12 protein-coding genes are annotated in these 20823 nt (G+C 73.8%); 6 read left to right on the top strand and 6 right to left on the bottom strand.

Annotated features, from left to right (window positions below):
• Positions 1-165 precede the first annotated feature (165 nt).
• Positions 166-3930, bottom strand: a complete 3765-nt coding sequence (locus tag ACWF41_RS05860) for a S8 family serine peptidase (protein ID WP_380318021.1) — start codon at positions 3928-3930, stop codon at positions 166-168.
• A 78-nt stretch (positions 3931-4008) separates the two neighbouring features.
• Between ACWF41_RS05860 and ACWF41_RS05855 the strand changes: the two genes are divergently transcribed.
• Positions 4009-4992, top strand: a complete 984-nt coding sequence (locus ACWF41_RS05855) for a hypothetical protein (protein ID WP_380318024.1) — start codon at positions 4009-4011, stop codon at positions 4990-4992.
• Between the two features lie 68 nt (positions 4993-5060).
• On the opposite strand, the gene ACWF41_RS05850 is transcribed toward ACWF41_RS05855, so the two are convergent.
• Positions 5061-11027: a GH92 family glycosyl hydrolase gene (locus ACWF41_RS05850; protein ID WP_380318027.1), complete on the bottom strand. Its 5967-nt coding sequence runs from the start codon at positions 11025-11027 to the stop codon at positions 5061-5063.
• A gap of 162 nt (positions 11028-11189) precedes the next feature.
• On the opposite strand from ACWF41_RS05850, the gene ACWF41_RS05845 reads away from it, so the two are divergent.
• Together ACWF41_RS05845 and ACWF41_RS05840 are read left to right on the top strand one after the other, a co-directional pair.
• On the top strand, positions 11190-11900 hold the full coding sequence (locus tag ACWF41_RS05845; RefSeq protein ID WP_380318030.1) for a ThuA domain-containing protein: 711 nt from the start codon (positions 11190-11192) through the stop codon (positions 11898-11900).
• A gap of 78 nt (positions 11901-11978) precedes the next feature.
• Complete coding sequence (locus tag ACWF41_RS05840) at positions 11979-12371, top strand: VOC family protein (RefSeq protein ID WP_380318033.1); 393 nt, start codon at positions 11979-11981, stop codon at positions 12369-12371.
• A gap of 65 nt (positions 12372-12436) precedes the next feature.
• Here the strand turns inward: ACWF41_RS05840 and ACWF41_RS05835 are convergent, their stop codons facing one another.
• The 4 genes from ACWF41_RS05835 to ACWF41_RS05820 all read right to left on the bottom strand — a co-directional run bounded on the left by ACWF41_RS05835 (position 12437) and on the right by ACWF41_RS05820 (position 17648).
• Positions 12437-15037 carry a PA14 domain-containing protein gene (locus tag ACWF41_RS05835; protein ID WP_380325604.1) on the bottom strand — a complete coding sequence of 867 codons (2601 nt, stop codon included), beginning with the start codon at positions 15035-15037 and terminating at the stop codon, positions 12437-12439.
• 105 nt (positions 15038-15142) lie between these two features.
• Entirely contained in the window at positions 15143-15856 is a 714-nt protein-coding gene (locus ACWF41_RS05830) for a hypothetical protein (protein WP_380325601.1), read from the bottom strand.
• A gap of 50 nt (positions 15857-15906) precedes the next feature.
• Positions 15907-16404: a tRNA (cytidine(34)-2'-O)-methyltransferase gene (locus ACWF41_RS05825; protein ID WP_380325599.1), complete on the bottom strand. Its 498-nt coding sequence runs from the start codon at positions 16402-16404 to the stop codon at positions 15907-15909.
• A 35-nt stretch (positions 16405-16439) separates the two neighbouring features.
• Positions 16440-17648 carry a hypothetical protein gene (locus ACWF41_RS05820; protein ID WP_380325597.1) on the bottom strand — a complete coding sequence of 403 codons (1209 nt, stop codon included), beginning with the start codon at positions 17646-17648 and terminating at the stop codon, positions 16440-16442.
• Positions 17649-17868: 220 nt separating this feature from the next.
• On the opposite strand from ACWF41_RS05820, the gene trpS reads away from it, so the two are divergent.
• The 3 genes from trpS (at position 17869) to ACWF41_RS05805 (ending at position 20719) form a co-directional block, all read left to right on the top strand.
• Entirely contained in the window at positions 17869-19020 is a 1152-nt protein-coding gene (trpS, locus tag ACWF41_RS05815) for a tryptophan--tRNA ligase (RefSeq protein WP_380325594.1), read from the top strand.
• Between the two features lie 93 nt (positions 19021-19113).
• The gene (locus ACWF41_RS05810; RefSeq protein ID WP_380325591.1) at positions 19114-19449 is read left to right on the top strand and encodes a YciI family protein; all 336 of its coding nucleotides are present in this window, start codon (positions 19114-19116) and stop codon (positions 19447-19449) included.
• Positions 19442-20719, top strand: coding sequence for an RNA polymerase sigma factor (locus ACWF41_RS05805; RefSeq protein WP_380325588.1), 1278 nt, complete (start codon positions 19442-19444; stop codon positions 20717-20719). The genes ACWF41_RS05810 and ACWF41_RS05805 overlap by 8 nt, the downstream gene beginning before the upstream one ends.
• Positions 20720-20823 lie beyond the last annotated feature (104 nt).

Genomic DNA, 20823 nt, shown 5'->3' with positions numbered 1-20823 from the left:
ACCAAATGTGTCAGGCCGCGGAGGGGGGCGCCATGAGCACTGACGAGAACACTACCCACCCCAGCACTGACGCCGTTTCGACGACGACCACTCCGCCCCCCACCTCCTCTTCCCCCTCCCCCCCCATCCCCCCCCCCCCGCGCTCCGTACCGACCTCTGCCGGGATCAGCCCGCCACGGAGAGCACCCGCAGCATCGACTGCTCCACGCGGCCGCCGTCCGCGCCGGTCAGCACCGTCCGCAGGTGCACGAACCCGCCGGCCGCCTGGTCGTTCGGCACCTCGGCCGTCCAGGTCCCGTCGGCCCCGCGCGTCACGGGGACGTCCCGCCAGTCGGTGACCTGGGCGAGGGCGGTCTGCGCCCCGGTGGCGTACTGGAGCGTCGCCGTCGCCAGGTCGACCGGCCGGCGCGTCGCGTCCGACGTCGCGCCGAGCGTCACCCGCACCGGCTGCCCGGCCGGGACACGGCCGGTGGGGTCCGTCGCGACGTCGACGTGCGGCACCAGGAGCGGCTGCGTGCCCTGCGCCGTGCGCTCGGTCGGGAACGTCCAGTCGGTGGTGAACCCGAGCCCGAGGACGCTGCCCGGGGCGGGGCGGCGCGTGAACGTCTGCTGCAGGTGCACCTCGCTGCGCCCGGACGGCACGGCGTAGGTCCCCGCGGCGGGGACGACCCGCGTGCCGTCGACCCACAGCGTGCGGGCCCAGGAGTCGGCCATGAACAGGCCGGTCGAGTCGTGCCCGGCGGCGTCGCCCCAGACGCCCAGGCTCACCGCCAGCCCGTCGAGCGACCGCTCGACCAGCGGGACGCCGTTCGTGTTCGACACCGCGCCGAGCGGGGCGCGCAGCCACGACGTCGGCTCGACGACGCCCGGCTGGTACGTCCGCGGCCCCTCGTAGGACGCCGCGCTCGACAGGTTGGTCGTCAGGCGGGTGATCGTGGTCCACCGCACGTCCTCGGACGCCGTGTAGTACTCGGTGCGCTCCAGCGGGGCGGCGGCCGGGAGCATCGACCCGCCCGCGTACACCCCGCTCGCCCCGGGCAGCTCGAGGGCCAGGTCCAGGTACAGGGGCCGGGAGTCGAGGCCCTGCGAGGAGTACTGCGTCGGCACGGTGGCGAGGTCGACGTCGCGCACCCGCTGGGGACCCGAGGGCACCGAGCCGTCGACAACGGTGGCCACGTTGTAGAGGTACGGGCTGGTCGCCACCGGCTGCCCGGACCACGTCATCGTCACCGGGCCGGCCTCGGCCTCGGCCAGCAGGGCCTCGCCGTCCTCCCGGGTGATCGTCACCATGGGCAGGGACACCCCGGCCCCCGAGGTGGTGATCCGGCCCTGCGCCGACGACGAGTACGCGAGGACGCCGAGCGCGCCGCGGCCCTTGAGCGCGCGGTCCCACATCAGCGTGTTGCCGCCCTGGACGGCCGACGCCGCGTCGAGCAGCACGACCTTGCCCTCGACGTCGGCGGCCTCGAGGTTGGCCGTGGTGCCCGGGCCGACGGAGACGAGCGGGGCCGAGACCTCGCCGTCGAACTCGGGGGCGAGCGCCACGGGCAGGTCGTCGACCGTGCGGCCGCCCGAGGAGGTCATCGTCAGCCGCGGCGCGACGAGCCGCGCCGTCGCCTCGAAGGTGAAGCGGTCGTCCACCCGGGTGCGCGTCGTGAACAGGTGGTTCACGTACGAGGGCACGGTGGTGAGCGTCCCGGTCCGCATCGCGCCGTTCTCCGCGAGGCCGTACGTGAAGCCGATCGAGAAGCCCTGCGGCTCCGAGGGGCGGTCCGTGCGCCACGTGAGCTCCGTGGCGTCGCGGGCGTCGAGCCGCACGGTCGTGTCGCCGTCGATGCGCACGCCGTCGTCGACGACCTGCGTGACGGAGTCGACCTGGCCGTGGTGGCCCGCCGCGTCCCGGGTGAGGATCACGCCGGAGAAGTCGTACGTGCCGTACGGCAGGGAGAGCTGGACGCTGCCGTCACCGACCCCGTACCGCGGGGACCTGCCGCGCTGGGCGTCGATCACCTGGAAGCTCGAGAAGGAGTCGGCCGGCTCTCCCCGCCGGTCGATCGTCTCGACGGTCACCGTCGCCATGGGGGGCGTCAGCTCCGCCCACACGGGCACGGTGACCCGCACGCCGTCGGCGCCGACGCCGACCAGGCGGCCCGTGACGGTCCCGTAGGCGCCGTCCTTGACGTGCTGCGCAGGGTCGACGACGACGGGGACGTCGGCCGTCCCGTGCGCGGGCACCACGACCTGGCGCGGACCTCTGTCGAGGGCGAGGACCGGCGTCGGCACGACCGTGCCGTCGTCGCCGAACGTGCGCAGGCTGAGCCGGAGAGCCACGTCGGCGTCGGACGTGTTGGTGAGCGTCACCGTGCGCCGCACCGGGTCGAGCCCCGCCTGCGGGGACGCGTACGTCCCGAGGTCGACGCCCGCGGGGGCCGTGACCGGCTGGCCGACGGCGCGGCCGGCGTCCATCGGCCCGGCACCCTGCTCGAGCACGGGGGCGTCGGTCGCCGCGGCGGACGACGTGAGCGCGTCCTTGACCTGCACGGGCGTCCAGTCCGGGTGCGCCTGCTGCACCAGGGCCGCGCCCCCCGCGACGTGCGGGGTCGCCATCGAGGTGCCGGACATGGCCACGTACGGCAGGTCGCTGCCGCCGCCGGTGCGCGCCGCGACCACCTCGACGCCCTGGGAGGCGATGTCGGGCTTGGCCGCCGCGCCGCCCACGGACGGGCCCCGGCTGGAGAAGTACGCGGTCGCGTCGTCGCGGTCCACGGCGCCGACGGTGAGGGCCGACGGCGCGCAGCCGGGCGTCGAGACCTGGCCGCGCAGGCCCTCGTTCCCGGCGGCGATCACGAACAGCGCCTCGTCGGAGAGCTCCTCGACGAGGTCGACGTCGGGCCCGACGCACGCGGTGGCGGACGAGTCGCCGAGGGACATCGAGACGACGTCGGCGCCCTCGTCGACGGCCCACTGCATCCCGGCGAGGATCCCGGACGTCAGGCCCGACCCGTCGTCGCCGAGCACCTTGCCCACGAGGAGGTCGGCGCCGGGAGCCATCCCCGCGTACCGGCCGTCGGAGGCGGCGCCGGTGCCCGCCACGGTGGACGCGGTGTGCGTGCCGTGGCCGCTGCCGTCCTGGATCGTGCCGGCGCTCGCGGGCACGAAGCTCCGCGACTCGACGACCTGGCCGGCGAGGTCGGGGTGCTGCTGGTCGTACCCGGTGTCGAGCACGGCGACGCGGACGCCCGAGCCGTCGAGGCCGAGGTCGTGGGCCGCGTCCGCGCCGGTGAGGGGGACCGTTGGCGGCAGGTCGGTGACCGCGGTGCCGTGCACCTTCGCGTCGAGCCAGAGGCGCTCGACGCCGCTCGCGGAGCGCGCCCCGGAGCCGGGCTCGAGCCCCGCCCACGCGGCGGCCGCGCGGTCCTTGTCGATCGACAGCGCCGTCGCGTCGATGGCGGGGAGCTCGACGGTGGTGGTCGTGCCGCGGGCGGCCGCCCGGGGTGCCGCTCCGTCGGCGCGCTCCACGATGACGGGCAGCGTGTCGCGGGAGGCGTCGTCGTACCCGTCGCGCCACAGCAGCGCGAGGTCGAAGAAGCGCTCGTCGAGCACGCCGGCGTCGACCAGGGGCTGCGCGTCGGGCGGCACGAGGTAGGTCTCGTCGCCGTCGACGTAGGTGGTGGTGACCTGCTCGTCGCCCTCGATGCGCGCCTCGGCGACGTCGCCGTCGGGGTCGATGCGGGCGGTGACGACGTCGCCGGTCACGAGCGTGAACCGCGCGGTGGTGCCGGGCTCGGCCGCGGCGCCCTCGGGGGGCGTCGCCGGGGGCGTGTCGGCGGGGGGCGCGTCGTCGGCCGCCGCGGCGGTGGCGCCCCCGGCGAGCAGCGCGAGCGCGGCGACGGCGGTGACGCCCTTGCGTGTCCGGGCATGACGGTTCATGTCGGTCTCCCTTCGGTGGGCCCACTGTGACGCACGGCGGGGCGGCCGGGCCCCCGGGGCACCTGGCGAGGTCGTGCCATGGCGGATAATCGCCACGTGCTGGGGGACCTGGACGCGACGCTGCGGGACGACGACGAGGCCGTGTACCGGCTGACGATGACCGGCGCCGGCAGCACGGCCGAGGCCGCGGCCGCGACGCTGGGCCGGGACGTCGAGGCCGTGCGCGCCTCGTTCGAGCGCCTCGCCGCGGACGAGCTGCTGCTGCGCACGGGCGAGGGGCGATGGCGGGCGGTCTCCCCGGAGGTCGCGCTGCGCCCCGTCGTCGAGCGGTCGCGCGAGCGGCTCCGCCGCGACGAGACCACCTACGCCGAGCTGGTCGAGGCGTTCCACGCCCAGCGCGACTCGTCCTCGGTCGACGGGATGGTGGAGCTGGTGGAGGGCGACGCGCAGGCCGCGCGCGTCACGCAGCTCGAGGTGGGGGCGCGCGAGACGTTCTGCGCCTTCCAGACCGGGACGAACACGGTGGTCCCGGTGGTCGCGACCCTCGACCCGGACTGGCGCCCGCCGGGCCTCGGGCCGGAGCTGCACCGGCTGACCACGATCCGCCCCGACCTGGAGTACCGGTTCGTCGTCGACGCCCTGTTCCTCCAGGAGCCGGGGGCGCTGCGCAAGATCGACGAGTGGCTCGCCGCCGGCCAGGAGGTGCGGATCTCCGACGAGGAGGTGCCGAAGGTGCTCCTCGCCGACGGCTCGGTCGCGCTGGCCAAGGTGTCGCCGGACGCGGCCGTCGTGCTGCGCGGCCCTCTCGCGCGGCTCGCGCAGTCGCTGTTCGACGCCGTCTGGCGGCACGCCCGGCCGTACCGGGCGGACCAGGAGCTGGGTGTCGAGGACGCCCAGCTCCTCCAGCTCATGCTGGCCGGCCTGACCGACGCGGCGATGGCCAAGCAGCTCGGCACGTCGCAGCGCACCGTCCAGCGGCGCCTGCGCGGACTGATGGACGCGGCCCGGGTCACCACACGCCTCCAGCTCGGGTGGTACGCCCTGCGCCACCAGTGGGTCTGACCGGCTCTGGACGCACCGAGGGCCGCCGTCCGGTCGGACGACGGCCCTCGGGGTGGTGACGGGCGGGGTCAGCCGTCCGTCGCCGGGATGTTCGCCAGCAGGGCGCTCAGCGCGCTGGCCTGGGTGCGCCAGTCGTACACGTTGGCCTTCTCGGACCCGCTGCCGCCGGCCCAGCGCAGGCCGAGGCGGTCGTCGCCGTTGCGGTCGTGGGCCCACACGGACCCCGCCTGCCGGTCGACGAACTCCTGGTACGGGTGGTCGTCGAGGGCGTCGTTGAGGTCGCCCACGTAGCGCAGGAAGATCCCCTTGAACTGCTTGGCGTTGTCGTCGCAGGTGCCGGCCGGGTCGCACTCCTCGGTGAGGATCCCGTCGGTGACCAGCTCCGGGTCGGTGGTGCCGGCGTCAGCGAGCTTGCGCACGGTCGCGAGGACCGACGCGTCGCCGGTGGCCCGGTACAGCTCGAGGCCGCCGCCCAGGAACACGCCCTGGTTGTACGTCCACACGGTGCCGCCGTTGTTCTCGCAGTCACCGTTCAGGCCGTCGTTCACCAGCCCGTCGGCGTTGATCATGCCGCTGGAGGTGATCCAGTCCCAGCCGGCCTGGGAGCGGGCGAGCCACGTGGTGTCGCCGTCGATGCGGTTGTGGAGCTCGGCGCTCAGCCGGACCCACAGCCCATTCGTGACGGCGTTCTTGTACGTGCGCTCGGCGTCCCACCACACGCCGCCGCCGCAGGTGCTGGTGTCCCAGTAGCCGTTGACGAACTCGCCGATGGTCTCCGCCATGTCGAGGTACTTCTGGTCGCCGGTGAGGTCGTACGCCTGGACCCAGGCGAGGCCCCACCACTCGGAGTCGTCGATCGCGCGGCTGGTGAAGTTGCCCCACAGCTCGTCGCCGGAGAGCTCGCCCGCGGGGAACTTCCCCTTGTTGCGCTCGAACGTGCGCTCCACCTGCGGCAGGTAGCTCAGGTCGCCGGTGCGCTGCATGTACTCGATGACGGTCTCCGTCGCGACGGCGGAGTTCCACCAGCTCGACGGCCACCAGGCCTTGCCGGTGTCGTAGTCGCCCATGAGCACCTCGGCCGCGCGGGTGGCCCGCACGGTCGACGGCGGGGAGGCGATCAGCTCGTCCAGGAGCGGCAGCAGGGCCGCCTTCGCGAGCTTGCTCACCTTGTTCTCCTTCGCGTCGGCGACGGTCGAGCGGAGGTCGGCCAGCGCCTTCGCGAGCGGGGCGGCGTGGTTGCCGTCGGCGGCGTCCTGCGCCTCGTCGACCAGGTCGAGGAGGGTGCGCGAGAGGCCCTTGTTGACGTCGCCGCTGCGGGTCAGGTCGCCGATCTGCGCCCGGGCGAGGTCGAGGCCCTCGCCGTCGCCGACCCACTGCGAGACGACCAGCTCGAGGTCCTCGCGCACGCGGTCGGGCAGGCGGCTCTCCGGCGTCGTGTCCATGACGGCCTTGAGCGCGCGCACCTGGGCACGGACGCCGTCGGCGTCGCCCTCGGCCTCCGCCGCCCGGGCGGCGTCGAGGACGTCGCCCAGCTCCCGCGCCGTGCGCGCGGGGATCAGCTTGTCGTGCCGGGCGGCATCGACGACGTCGGCGATCTCCGCGACGCGCGGCTGGTGGGCCAGCAGCTCCACCTCGGACAGCGAGGTGGCCTTGTCCTGGGAGGAGGTCACGACGAGCCGGTAGTGCCCGTAGATCCCCGGGTCGGCCACGGAGAACGCCCGCGTCTGCTGACGCTCGGCGAACTTCTGCCCGCGCCGGGTGTCGAGGGTGACCCACTTCTTGCCGTCGGCCGAGCCCTGCAGGGTCCAGGCCTTCGGGTCGGCGCCCTGCTCGGAGGCGGAGGTCAGCGTGTACATGGTCACGCGGGCCGTGCGCCCCTCGAGCTCGTAGGCCACGGAGGGCTTGGCCGACGTGAACGTCGTCGACGTGGCCGACGTGTCGTCGAACAGCGCGCCGGCCTTCGCGACGGCGTCGTCCGTGCTGGCCGTCCCCTTCTTCGGGCCGGTGACGTCGGCGAGCGGGTCGGGCACGTCGTCCCCCTGCGTGATCGACGGGAGGGCGTCGTCGTCGCCGGTGCCCCACGCGGACGGCGTCGGGCCCATGTCGAACTCGATCGTCCCGCCCGCGGTGAGCTGCTCGTGCGTGAAGGACGTCGACGTCTGGGGCTTGCCGTTCACGGTGACGCCCTGGATGTAGATGTTCTTCGCGCTGTTCTCCGGCGCGCTGAGCACGAGGTCCTTGCCGCCGGCGAGGTGGATCGTCGCCTTCGTGAACAGCGGGGAGCCGATCGCGTAGGTGGGGCTGCCCACCTGGAGCGGGTAGAAGCCGAGCGCGTTGAAGACCTGCCAGCCGGACATCTCGCCGTTGTCCTCGTCGCCCGGGTAGCCCTGGCCGATCTCGCTGCCCACGAAGCCGCGGGCGAGCGCCTCACGGACGATCTCCTGCGTCTTCGACGGCTGGCCGACGGCGTCGTACAGGTACGGGATGTGGTGCGAGACCTGGTTGCTCAGGCCCCACTGGCCGATCCGGACGGCCTTGGCCTCGCGCATCTCGTGGATGACGCCGCCGTACGCGCCGGGGAACTGCGCCGTCTCGGGCGTGCTGAAGAACTCGTCGAGCTTGTCGGCGAGCTTGTCCCGCCCGCCGTACAGGTTCGCCAGGCCCTGGGGGTCCTGGACGGCGTGGAACGCGAAGTTCCAGCCGTCGGTCTCCGTGTACGGGCTGCCCCACTCCCGCGGGTCGAAGTCGGCGGCCGACTGCGACCAGTCGCCGTCGGCGTCCTTGGCCCGGAAGAAGCCGGTCTCCGGGTCGAACAGGCGCACGTAGTTCTGCGAGCGGTTCAGGTAGTACTCGTAGTTGTCCGCGTACTCCTGGTGGCGCGGGTCGGAGGCGTCGGTGGAGTCCAGCAGCGTCTTCGACATCGTCGCGATGCCGTAGTCGTTGAGGTAGTCCTCCAGCGACCACGACGCGCTCTCGTGCGTCGAGGCGGGCGTGTACCCGAGGAACGTCGCCTGCTCCTGGCCCTTGCGGCCCACGTGCTCGTTCGGCGGGGCCACGGACGCGTTCTTCAGCGCCGCGTCGTACGCCCGCTGGACGTCGATGTCGTCGACGCCCTTGTTCAGCGCGTCGGAGAAGGCGACGTCGGAGCTGGTGCCGGTCATGGAGTTCGCGTAGCCCGGGGCGGACCAGCGCGAGACCCAGCCGCCGTCGTCGTACTGCTGGGTCATCCCGTCGACCATCTCGGCGGCGTCCCCCGGGTAGAGCAGGGAGTACGCGGGCCACGTGGTGCGGTAGGTGTCCCAGAAGCCGTTGTTGACGTAGACCTTCCCGTCGACGACCTTCGCCCCCGTCTTCGTGGCCGTGGTGCCCGCGGGCGCGGGGTCGAGGCTCGTGCCCGACTGGTCCACGTGCTTCCACTCGGGGTCGGCGGCCGTGCCGACGTTCTCGTGCCCGGAGTTCGGGTAGAGGTTCAGGCGGTAGAGGTTCGAGTAGAACGTGGTGAGCTGGTCCTGGGAGGCGCCCTCCACGTCGATGACGCCGAGCTTGGCGTCCCACAGGTCCTGCGCGCGGTCGCGCACCTGCTCGAACGTGTCGTCGCCGGCGATCTCGAGGTCCAGGTTGTGCTCGGCCTGCTCGACGCCGATGAGCGACGTCGCGATCCGCATCTCGACCGTCTTGGTGGTCGAGGTGTCGAACGTCAGGTAGCCGGCCACCTTGTCGCGGCCGCCCGGGTCGAGCTTGCCGCCCGCGGTGGCCGCCCGGTCGAACGTCGCGTAGACGTACATCCGCTTGTAGCCGTTGCTCTGGCTGCCGCCCGCGACGTCCGTGTAGCCGGACAGGGTGCCGGTCTCGGGGTCGAGGGTCAGGCCGCCGTCGTTGCGCACGTTGTCGAACAGGACGTTCGACTCGTCGCCGGTGAACGTGAACCGGAACATCGCCGCGTGGTCGGTGGGCGCGATCTCGGTCTTCATGCCGTCGTCGAACGTGACGCCGTAGTAGTACGGGCGCGCGGTCTCGTTGTCGTGGCTGAAGGTCTTGGCCCGCACGGAGCGGGTCGCGTCCGGCGTGCCGGTCGCGGCGGACGGCATCACCTGGAACATCTGCCGGTCGGCGATCCACGGGCTCGGCTCGTGGCTCAGGTTGAACGACTCGATCTGCGGCCGGTTCTGGCCGTCGTTGTCCTTCTGGTAGGCGTACAGCCAGTTCGTGGACCCGGAGTCGGTCGACGGAGTCCAGAAGTTGAAGCCGTGCGGCACCGCCGTGGCGGGGATGTTGTTGCCGCGTGAGAAGTCGCCGGTGGAGTTGGTGCCGCGCGTCGTCAGGACGTGGTCCGAGGGGTGCTCGGAGGTGTTCTGCGGCGGCGCGTCGGCGAGGGAGATGTCGTCCACCCAGCCGCTGAAGTCGGCGGGCCCGGCCGCGTCGTCGTAGCCGACGAGGACGCGGTCGACCGTCTTGCCGGCGGCGACGGCGCCGAGGTCGCTCTGCACGGCGTTCCACTGGTTGACGTACAGCGACTTCGCGTCGCCCTGGCCCTGGGGGTCGAGGGCGAAGCCGTGGCCGTCGGTGGCCGCGAGGTCGCTGAGGTAGGTCCCGTCGGTGAACGCGAGGTCGACGGCGACGTGGGTGCTCGCGTACGACTGGTCCTTCTCGGACGCCTCGGGGAACACCTTGTACGACAGCTGCGTGTCCTCGCCGACGGGCACGTCGACGTCGAGCACGCGGTTGTACGCGTACCCGCGACCCTCGGCGGTCTGGCTGCCCGCGTAGCGGAGGGCGTGCGTGCCGGTCCAGCCGGCCTGCGTCTTGGCGGCGTAGGCGCTGGCCGGGCCGGTGCCCAGCGTCGTCGCCATCGGGGTGGCCGGGGCGGCCTCGGTGGAGACGAGCCACTCGGCGAGCTGCGTGCCGTCGCTGCCGGAGTTCTCGGTGACCTTGAGGCGGTAGAAGCGGAACGACTGCGGCTTCTCGACGGTGTACCGGCGGGTCTCGAGGCGCTCGGCGAAGCCCTGGTTGGTGCGGGTGTCGAGCGTCGTCCAGGCGTCGCCGTCGTTCGAGCCCTCGAGCTTCCAGGAGCGCGGGTCGCGGTCGGGGGCGTCGCCCGCCGACGCGAGCGCGTAGGTCGCGACGGGGGCGGCCTGCTCGAGCTCGTAGGTCACCGACGGCGTCCGGGAGCCGACCAGCCACTTGGTGCTGACGTCGCCGTCGGCCAGGTTGGCGGCCACCTCGTTCGGGGCGTTCTCGCCGCTGGCGGTCACCTTCGTGACGGAGCCCGTGACGTCGCCGGGGAAGTCGATCGTGCCGGGCTTCAGCCGCTGCACGGACGCGTCGGCGATCTCGACGTCGAGCGCGCCGCTGTTGTGCGTGCGGACCTGGAACTGCGGGCGCCCGCCGCCGCTGGCCGGGCGCGCGATGTCGACGGTCACGGTCTTCGGCTCGGCCGTGAGCGTGACCTCCTCGCCACCGACGTCGCGGTTGCCGTCGTAGACGTTGAGGAACACGGTGCCGCTGCCGCTGAGGGTCACCGACGCGCGCATCGGGACGCCGCGCTCGAGGTCGGGCAGCGGCACCTGGACCCAGGTCTCGCCGGCCGACTGCATCGCCCAGTGCATGGCGGAGTCGCCGGTCGCGGAGGTCGGCTCGAGCGTGCCGGGCACGTTGCCGACGCCGTTCTGGAACGGGCCCTCCCAGGCGAGGGCGTCGGTCGCGTCGCCCAGCAGGTTGTCGCCGACCGGGGTGCTGGGGCTGCGCTCCAGCACGGTGGTGCCGACGACGCCCGACGAGCGGGGGCCGTCGGGGCCCTGCTCGGCCTCGCTGTCCCAGGTGGGCTGCGGGTCGTCGGGCTCGAACGACGTGAAGAACGACCCGCCGTCGCCGGCCGGGGCCGGGGCCGCCGTCGCGACGCCCGCGACGCCGACGCCGGTGGCGCCGAGCGCGAGCGCGAGGACGGGGGAGACGGTGAGCTGCAGGCAGCGGGCGCGCGAGGTGGCGCGGGGCCGCGGCGGGTGGGTCGGGGGTGGGGTGGTCGGGCGTGAAGGCATCAGTGACCTCGTGGCTCGGGGCGGCAGGGTTCGCCACCGACTGACAGCGTTGTCTTTCGGAGCACACCAGACCACAACTCGGGCATTTACTCAATACGAAGGGCGAAACTCGTCTGCGTGGGCGGTGGCGTGCGCGCGGCGTCTGCGCCACGCTCAGGGCCCGTGACCTCCGCTTCGAACGCACGCATCCTGATCCTGGCCGGCCGCGGCCGCCACGAGGACCCCTGGCACGACCACGCCGCGACGTCCCACCGGCTGGCGCTGGTGCTCTCGGCGCTGGAGGTCGGCGGCGGCGCCCCTGAGGTCGTCGTGCGCAGCACGTTCCCCGACGCGCTCGACGACCTCGACGACGTCGACCTGCTTGTCGTCAACGCGGGCAGCCCGTGGCCGGGCCTCCGGGAGGCCGGCATCGGCCCCGACGACGCGGCGTGGGCGCCGTTCCACGCGCGCCTCGACGCGTGGGCGCGCGCCGGCGGCCGGATCCTCGCCGTGCACCAGGCGGCCAACGCGTTCGGCGACCACCCCGCCTGGGAGGAGGTGCTCGGCGGCCGGTGGGTGCCGGGGGCCTCGATGCACCCGCCGCTCGGGCCGACCACCGTGCCGCTCGCCGTGGGCGCCCACCCGATCACGGAGGGCCTGGGGTCCGTCGACGTCGTCGACGAGCGCTACTGCCGGCTGCGCGTGGCGCCCACGTCGCAGGTGCTGGGGTGGGTGGTCGACGACGAGGGCGAGCGGCACCCCGCGGTGTGGGTCGCCGACGGGCACGGCGGGCGCACCGTGTACTCCGGCCTCGGTCACGACGGCCGCTCCTACGACTCGCCGTCGCACGCCGAGCTGCTGCGCCGCGCGGCGACCTGGCTGCTGGAGGGCTGAGCTCGCGCCGGCGAGGGCCCTGGAAGTCTCGACGTGAAGTATCTTGACGTCGAGAAACTTCGACGACGAGGAGACGACATGCGACTGCACCACGTCCAGGTGGCCTGCCCCGCGGGCGGCGAGGACGCCGCCCGCGCGTTCTACGGCGCCGGGCTCGGGCTGACCGAGGTGCCGAAGCCGCCGGAGCTGGCGGGCCGCGGCGGCTGCTGGTTCCGTGGCTACGACGACGCGGGCGCGGTCGTCGCCGAGATCCACGTCGGCGTCGAGGACCTGTTCGCCCCGGCGCGCAAGGCCCACCCGGCGCTCGTCGTCGACGACGTCGCCACGCTCGACGCCGTCGCGGACCGGCTCGAGAGCGCGGGCTTCGACGTCGACCGGACCGAGCGCGCGTCGTTCACCGGCTACGTCCGGTTCCACACCCGCGACGGCGCCGGCAACCGGGTCGAGGTGCTGGCGCCGGCCCAGGCCTAGCCGCACGCCGGCGACGACGAGGGGCGCCCGGGCACGCGCCCGGACGCCCCTCGCACTGTCGTGGGTCAGCGGCCGGCGTTCGCGCCCGCCTCGATCACCTGCTCGTTGATCGCCCGGACCGGGCCGGGGTCGACCTTGATCTCCTTGCGGTCGTAGGTCCACAACCCGTTGAGCTCGGTCTCCAGGTCGGTGACCTGCGTGTAGATCGAGCCGGACAGGTCGTCACCCGCGCGGGCGAGGTAGAACTCGCGCGTGTTGTCGACGTACTTCTTCGTGAGCGCGGCCTTGTCCGCGACGCCGCTGTAGATCGCCGCCGGCGCGCCCGGCCACTGGTGGCCCGGCGTGCGCAGCGTGAACCCGCCGTGCTCGCCGTCCATCGCCATCCGGGTCTCGTCGGGGAACGGCGGGTCGGTGTTGGTGTAGTCGTGGTGGTCGATCACCTCGCCCTTGCCGGAGTCACCCTTGGAGTCGCAGCAGTTCACGCCGCTGTGGGCGTTGACGATTCGGGTGGGGTCGATCTCCTTGACCTCGTCGGCGATCTGGCCGGTGACCTCCCTGTCCCACTCGCCCCAGCCCTCGTTGAACGGGATCCAGCCCACGACCGACGGCGAGTTGTGCAGCTGCGCCATCTCGGCCTTGCCCTGGTCCAGGAAGGCCTGCCGGCCCGCGGCGTCGGTCAGGTCTCCCGAGACGAAGTCCTGCCACACCATCAGGCCCAGTCGGTCCGCGTGGTAGTACCACCGCATCGGCTCGACCTTGATGTGCTTGCGCACCGCGTTGAAGCCGAGGTCCTTCTGCGCCTTCAGGTCGAAGACGAGCGCGTCGTCGCTCGGCTGCGTGTACAGCCCGTCGGGGTAGAAGCCCTGGTCCAGCATCGCGAGAGAGAAGACCGGCTCGCCGTTCAGGACCATCTTCGGCACACCGCCCACCTGCTCGACGCCCACCGACCGCATCGCGAAGTAGCTGCGCATCCGGTCCGTGGTGGCGCCGTCGCGCAGCGTCACGTCGAGGTCGTACAGGTACGGGTCGTCCGGGCTCCACAGGTGGGTCGTGCCGCCGGTCAGCCCCAGCGTGAGCGGCTCGTCGGCGGGCCCGCTCACGCGACCCACCTCCCTGCCGCGGGTGTCGCGGGCCACGGCCGTGACGACGGCGTCCTCGGACGCGCCGGCGGAGACGGCCACGACTTCGAGGCTGTCGTCCTCGACGTCGGGGGTGGTGCGCAGGTCGTCGATCGACGACGCCGGCACCGGCTCCATCCACACCGTCTGCCAGATGCCGGACGACGGCGTGTACCAGATGCCGCTCGGGTCCTGCACCTGCTTGCCGCGCGGCTGGTTCTTCCCCGTGGTGTCGGAGACCGCGACGACGATCTCCTGCGTGCCGCGGCCGCGCAGGGCGTCCGTGATGTCGGCGCTGAACGCCGTGTAGCCGCCGGTGTGCTCGGCCACCTGCTCGCCGTTGACGTACACGGTGGCCCGGTAGTCGACCGCGCCGAAGTTGAGCTTCACGCGCTGGCCCCGCTGCTGCCAGCCCCGGGGCACGGTGACCTCCTTGCGGTACACCATGTGGTCCTCGTGGCGCTCGATCCCGGACAGCTGGGACTCGACGGGGAACGGCACGGTGATCCGCTCGTCGAGGTCCTCGCCGAACGTCGGCGTGGCGCCCGCCTCGGCGGCCTCGAACTGCCACGGCCCGTTGAGGTTGCGCCACTGCGCGCGCTCCTGCTGCGGGCGCGGGTACTCGGGCAGCGGGTGCTTCCGGTCGAGCTTCTCGCCCCACGGGGTCAGGAGGCGGTGGGTCGACTCGTTGGTGGCGTCGCGCAGGATCGCGGGCACCGGCTCGCCGCCGACGACGAGGCCGCCCTCGCCGTCGTAGTCGAACCGGACGCGCTGTCCCTGCTGGACCGGCGCGGAGAGCGAGACCTGGACCTTCGTGTCGTCCTTCGGGTCCACCGCCACGTCCTCGACCGGCATGGGCACGGTGTCGGCCTCGACGGTCAGGTGGTCGGTGAGCGTGCCGAGGTCGGACACCGGCTCCTCGAACCGTGCCGTCAGGAGCGTGCCCTCCTTCTGCGTGGTCAGCTCCACGGGGAAGACCTCGTAGTCATCCGGCGGGGTGAACGCCGAGGTGGGCACGACCTGCTTGTCGATCCCAGGCCCGGACCAGCGCAGGAACAGGTTGGCGCCGCCGACGTCCTGGAACAGCTCCATCCGGAACGTGTGGGCCTCGCCGGCCTCCAGGTGCACGGTCTCGCTGGTCTGCTCCACGTCCCAGTCGCCCACCCAGTGGTCGATGACGGGCTCCTCGTCGAGGAACATCCGGAAGCCGTTGTCGCCGATGGCGTAGAACGTGTAGTCGCCGGTCGCGGGGGCCGTGAGGTTCCCGGTCCACCGGGCGGTGGTGTGCTCGCCCTGGCCGGTGAGCGACTCGAAGGTCGGCACCAGGTTGGGCAGGTCGATGTTCGGGTCGAGGGCGACGCCGCCGAGCTCGGCGAAGTCGTGGGCGTCGGGGGCGGAGGCCGCGAAGTACTCGCCCTTGAGGCCGTGCACCTCGATCTCGTCGGCCCCGGCCGAGGAGGCGGGGGCGGCGGCGAGCCCGGCGAGGGCCGTGGCCGCGGCGGCCAGGGCGGCGTAGACGACACGGCATGGTCGTGACAGCGCTGACATCGAAGACGTCCTTGTCTCTCGGTGGATGGCGTCGTGCAGGTGTCACCGCATCACGGATTCGCCGGGGCAACAACCGGGGGAGCACCGGACGCCGGCGTGGCGCGGTCAGGAGTCCGCGTCGGCCAGCCGCTCGCGCAGGGCCGTGACCTCGGCCTCCAGCCGCGCCGCGTCCCGGTACCGCACGATGCCCGTACGGACGACGAGCCCGGCGCGCTCCTCGTCGCATCCGAGCAGGGCGGCGACGCGGGCGACGGCGTCGTCGTCGGAGCCGGCGGAGAGGACGGCGTCGATGACCTCCGTCAGCCGGCCCCGGGCGGCGAGCAGGGTCGACATCGTGGCGAGTTGGTCCCGTGCCGCACGGTCGAGGTCGCCCGGGTCCCGGCGTGCAGGTGCGGCCGTGCGTCGCCGCGCGATGTCGTCGGCGGTCAGGTCCACGCTCAGGGGAGCCTCCGTCCCGAGGCCGATCCCGGGGAGCACAGCGTCGACGAGCGTCGGGCCGGGCCGTGCGCGAGACCACTCGCCGCCGCCGATCTGCACCGGCAGCCGCGCGTAGTCGCCGGGGCCGAGCGGGACGGCGAAGCGCTGGCTGCCGAAGAGGGCGAAAGCGAAGCCGTCGCGCTCCTCCCCGGCGGACCGGAGCAGACCCACCGCGAGGAGGTGCTGGTCCTTCCGCGCCGCCCAGGGCTCGGTGCCTGCGTTGACGAGGTCGACGGCGAGGTGGTCGAGGTCGGGGGCGGCGACGGTCGGGCCCGCCCAGCGCAGGACCAGGCCGGGCGCGGCCTCGGAGGCGATCGGGAAGGGGCGGCTCGGCGGGGTCATGTGCCGAGCATCCCAGGCGCCCCCGGTCGCGCAAGGCGGCCGGCGGCGGGTCAGGACGCGCCGGCGAAGCCCGCCTGGCGCCACGCCTCGTAGACGACGATCGATGCGGCGTTGGTGAGGTTCAGCGAGCGCCGACCCGGCAGCATCGGGATCTTGACGAGGTCGGTGACGCGCGGGTGCTCCATCGCCTCGTCGGGCAGGCCGGTGGGCTCGGGCCCGAAGAGCAGCACGTCCCCGGGCCGGAACGCGACGTCGGTGTACGTGGTGGTCGCGTGCGCGGTGAACGCGAAGACGCGGGCGCCCGGCAGGGCGTCGAGCGCGGCGTCGAACGACGGGTGCACGTCCATGACGGCGAGGTCGTGGTAGTCGAGGCCGGCGCGCTTGAGCTTGGCCTCCGACAGGTCGAAGCCGAGCGGCTCCACGAGGTGCAGGCGGGCGCCGGTGACGGCCGCCAGCCGGATGGCCGAGCCCGTGTTCCCGGGGATCCGCGGCTCGTAGTAGACGACGTGGGCGAACGGGGACGGCGGGGCGGCGGGCTGGTCGGGCACGGCCCGATTCTCCCACCCCGGCCGTCGCGGCCTGGCTAGCCGCTCTCGCCGTTCCGCTCCCACTCCGCCGCGGCGGCCTCGGAGTCCGGCGCCCCGCCGCCCATCGCGACGACGTCGCCGCCGAGGGAGAAGTCCACCCAGCCGGAGTGGTAGTCGTCGGAGGTCGAGACGGAGACGCGGGGCGCGCTGGGCTTCTCGTCCGCGAACACGTTGCGCTCGACGCGCAGGGACGGAGCCTCCTCGTCGATGCCGGTGAGCCGCCCTGCCTCGTCGACGAGGCCGGGCAGCGTGGCCCAGTCGACCTCGGTGGCGTCGAACAGCTCGCCCGGCACGTCCTTCGGGTCCGGCTGGATGAGCGACGGGCCGGTGCGCTCCGCGGAGCCGTCGCGGTACTGCCACTCGTCGGTGGTGGTGGCGCCGGGCGACGTGGGCGCGGTGACGACGACGAACTGGTCGTACACGCCCACGTCGGTGACGTCCGGGCCGGACAGGGCCAGGACGGCCTCCATCGCGGGCGCCAGGTTGCCGGGGGTGAGCATGGACGTCTCGGCGGCGGCCGCGGCGTCGCTCTCGGCCCGGATCTCGTCGATCGAGCTGCCCCGGAGCAGCTGGGCGGCCTCGGCCCACGCCGGGTAGAGCGCGGCGACGCCGCCCAGCACGGCCAGCACCGGGAAGACGACGAACGGGACGCGCCGGATCGAGCCGGGCGCCCGCCCCTGGCGCGGGGCCGCCCAGACGTCGGCGAGGGGCGCCTCGCGCACCTGCCGGTCGTCCGCCGCGCGGGCCGCCCACTCGGGGGCGGGGGAGTCGTCGATCGCGACCTCGGGGCGCTCGGGGTCGAGCTGCGTCACGACGAGGACCGCCCCGGGCTGCATGGACGGCAGGTGCGCCAGGTTCACGACCCGTCGGGTGGTGGTGCGGTACGGCCCGCGGCCCTGGCGCGGCACCACCAGCAGCTCGACGTCGCACACGGGCTGGTCGTTGACGCTGGACCCGGTCGCGTCGATGCGCACCACGCGGGCCAGCGTCGTGCGTCCGGCCGCCCGGGCCGCGGCCACCTGCCGGGGGTTGGTGACGCCCATCGACCCCACGACGCTGCCGATGATGGTCAGCGGCAGGCAGATGCTGGCCACGACGATCGACACGATCAGCAGGGTCGTGTAGAGCGCGTCGCCCGTGAGGGCGTCACCGAGGATCGACGCCGCCAGGACGCCGAGGGACAGGGCGAACAGGCAACGGATCACCGCCACATTCTGCCTGGTCGCGGGGCCGCCACCGGCCGGACCTCGGGCGCGACGGGCGTACGATGGCGGCATGTCGATGCGCGCGTGCTGGTGGTGGCTGCCTCCGCAGCCGTGACCCGACGCGCCCACCAGCACCCGTCCCGAGCTGCCTGTCGCAGCCGGGACGTTCTCGTGTCCGGGCCGGACCGACGGGCGGCGAACCCTGAGAAGGAGCCGCACCATGTCCGTCCTGTCCGCCCCCACCGCCCCCACCGCGCCGGCCGTCCCCGGATCCACCCCGGCCCCCGCCGTCGCGCCCGCGGCCACCGCGAGCGCCGCCGTCGCGCAGGCCCGCTCGGCCGAGATCGAGGCCGAGATCGCCCGCGACCCGGGCCGGTTCCGCGTCCTCACCGGCGACCGCCCGACGGGCGCCCTGCACCTGGGCCACCTGCTCGCCACCCTCGACAACCGGGTGCGGCTGCAGGACGCCGGGGTCGAGGTGGTCCTCGTCGTCGCCGACTACCAGGTCATCACCGACCGGGACGACGCCGGCGACCTGCCCGCCGTCGTGCGCGAGGTGGTGCTCGACTACCTCGCCGCGGGCATCGACCCCGCCCGCAGCACCGTCTTCACGCACTCGGCCGTGCCGGCGCTGAACCAGCTGCTCCTGCCGTTCCTGTCGCTGGTGAGCGTGGCCGAGCTGGAGCGCAACCCCACCGTCAAGGCGGAGGCCGCGGACGCCGAGAAGCGGCAGGGCCGCGGCATGTCCGGGCTGCTGTTCACCTATCCGGTGCACCAGGCCGCGGACATCCTGTTCTGCCACGGCAACCTCGTGCCCGTGGGGCTGGACCAGCTGCCGCACCTCGAGACCACGCGGACGGTCGCGCGCCGGTTCAACCAGCGCTACGCGGCCGCGAGCCCGTACTTCCCGGAGCCGGAGGCGCTGCTCACGCCGTCGTTGACGGTGCTGGGGAACGACGGGGCCAAGATGAGCAAGTCGCGGGGCAACGCGCTGGAGCTGCGGGCCTCGGAGGACGACACGGTCCGTTTCTTCCGCCGCGCCCGCACCGACTCCGACCGACACATCGCCTACGACCCGGACGGGCGGCCCGAGGTGGCGAACCTGCTGCGGATCGGAGCGCACTTCGCCGGCATGACGCCGCAGGAGCTGGCCGACCAGGTGGGCGACGCGGGCGCGGGGCGTCTCAAGGCGGTCGTGACGGAGGCGGTGGTGGAGGGGCTGCGGCCGCTGCGCGAGCGGCGGTCCGCGCTCGCCGCCGACGGTCCGGCCGTCGTCCGCGACGTCCTCGCGCGGGGCAACGCGCGGGCGAACGAGGTCGCCGACCGCACGCTCGCCGACGTCCGCGAGCTCATGGGGACGGTGTACTGCTGACCGGCAGATCGACAGGATGGGCTCCGCCTGTCGATTTCCGCCGGGCCGTTCGACGAGTAGGTGTCAGCACGAACCACGATGGAGGGAACGATCATGGCCCAGTACGCGATCCTGCTCTACGAGAACGCGGTGGCCGGCTCCGGCGAGGAGCACGACCGGCACGCGGACGACCTGGCCCGGGCGGGCGTGATGACGGCGGCGTTCGCGCTGCAGCCGTCGGAGACGGCGACGACGGTCAGCGGCGACACCGTCACCGACGGGCCGTTCGCCGAGGCCAAGGAGGTCATCGCGGGCATCTACGTCGTCGAGGCGCCCGACCTCGACGCGGCGCTGGAGATCGCCGGCCGGTGCCCGTCGGCGGTGCACGGCGGCACCGTCGAGGTGCGGCCGGTCGCGGCCGGCGGGGTCGTCGAGGCGCCCGGTGCGTGACCGTTCCACCGTCGAGGCGGTGATCGCCGACGTGCACCGTCGCGAGTGGGCCCTGCTGCTCGCCGCGACGGTGCGCGTCGCGCGCGACGTCGACCTCGCCGAGGAGTGCGTGCAGGAGGCGTACGCCACGGCTCTGGTGCGCTGGGTCGAGGACGGCGTCCCGCGCAACCCGGCCGCCTGGCTCACCACCGCGGCCAAGCGGCGCGCGCTGGACGCCGTGCGTCGCGAGCGGACGTTCCGCGACAAGCTGCCGCTCCTGCTCGAGGCGGACGACGACGCCGACCCCGCGGACGAGGTGGCGGGCGCCGACGAGGCCGCGGCCGCCGCGGCGAGCGCGGCGGTGGTGCCGGACGACCGGCTGCGGCTGGTGTTCCTGTGCTGCCACCCGGCGCTCGCGCCCGAGGCGCAGCTCGCCCTCACGCTGCGCCTGGTGTGCGGGGTGGCGACGGCGGACGTCGCGCGGCTGCTCCTGGTGCCGGAGGCGACGATGGCGGCCCGGCTGACGCGCGCGAAGAAGAAGATCTCGCTGGCGCGCATCCCCTTCCGGATGCCGCGTGCCGCCGAGCTGCCCGACCGGCTGCGACCCGTGCTCGGCGTCGTGCACCTGCTGTTCACCGCCGGGCACGCCGCGCCGTCCGGGCCGTCCCTGGTGCGGGGCGACCTTGCGGACGCCGCGCTGCACCTGGCCCGGACGTTGCGCGCCCTGATGCCGGACGAGCCGGAGGTGGCCGGGCTGCTGGCCCTGCTGCTTGCCACCGACGCGCGGCGCGCCACGCGCGTCGACGCCCACGGGCAGCCGCTGCGGCTGGAGGACCAGGACCGCACGCGGTGGGACCGCGACGCGGTCGTGGAGGCGCAGGGCCTCGTCATCGACGGGCTGCGGCGCGGCGCCTCCGGGCGCTACGTCCTGCAGGCCGCGATCGCGGCGCTGCACGCCGAGGCCCCGACCTACGCCGACACCGACTGGCAGCAGATCGTCACGTTCTACGACCGGCTGCTCGCGGCGTGGCCGACGCCGGTCGTGGCGCTGAACCGCGCGGTCGCGGTGTCCATGGCGGACGGCGCCGGGGTCGCCCTGGGCCTGGTGGACGAGCTGGCGGGTGCGGACGAGCTGGCCCGCTACCACTACCTGCCGGCCGTCCGGGCCGACCTCCTGGAGCGGCTCGGCCGGGTCGACGACGCGGCGGCGGAGTACCGCCGCGCCCTCGAGCTCGTGGACAACGACGCCGAGCGCGCCTACCTCGAGCGTCGGCTCGGGGAGGCCGTGTGACGACGCGCCGGCGGCGGGAGCCTTGCGGCCCTGACATGCCTCGGGTCGGGGGGGTGTTGTTTGGTTTGTGGGTTTAGACCTCCACACCCACCCCAACACCCCAC

The sequence above is a fragment of the Isoptericola sp. NPDC055063 genome, from assembly GCF_053608125.1.
The sequence above is the reverse complement of the archived record's forward strand: the minus strand, read 5'-3'. Positions and strand labels throughout refer to the sequence as shown.

Bases quoted from the DNA above. Each gene is read 5' to 3' on its own strand.
- ACWF41_RS05860 (WP_380318021.1), bottom strand. From the start codon at position 3,930: ATGAACCGTCATGCCCGGACACGCAAGGGCGTCACCGCCGTCGCCGCG.
- ACWF41_RS05855 (WP_380318024.1), top strand. From the start codon at position 4,009: ATGGCGGATAATCGCCACGTGCTGGGGGACCTGGACGCGACGCTGCGG.
- ACWF41_RS05850 (WP_380318027.1), bottom strand. From the start codon at position 11,027: ATGCCTTCACGCCCGACCACCCCACCCCCGACCCACCCGCCGCGGCCC.
- ACWF41_RS05840 (WP_380318033.1), top strand. From the start codon at position 11,979: ATGCGACTGCACCACGTCCAGGTGGCCTGCCCCGCGGGCGGCGAGGAC.
- ACWF41_RS05835 (WP_380325604.1), bottom strand. From the start codon at position 15,037: ATGTCAGCGCTGTCACGACCATGCCGTGTCGTCTACGCCGCCCTGGCC.
- ACWF41_RS05830 (WP_380325601.1), bottom strand. From the start codon at position 15,856: ATGACCCCGCCGAGCCGCCCCTTCCCGATCGCCTCCGAGGCCGCGCCC.
- trpS (WP_380325594.1), top strand. From the start codon at position 17,869: ATGTCCGTCCTGTCCGCCCCCACCGCCCCCACCGCGCCGGCCGTCCCC.
- ACWF41_RS05810 (WP_380325591.1), top strand. From the start codon at position 19,114: ATGGCCCAGTACGCGATCCTGCTCTACGAGAACGCGGTGGCCGGCTCC.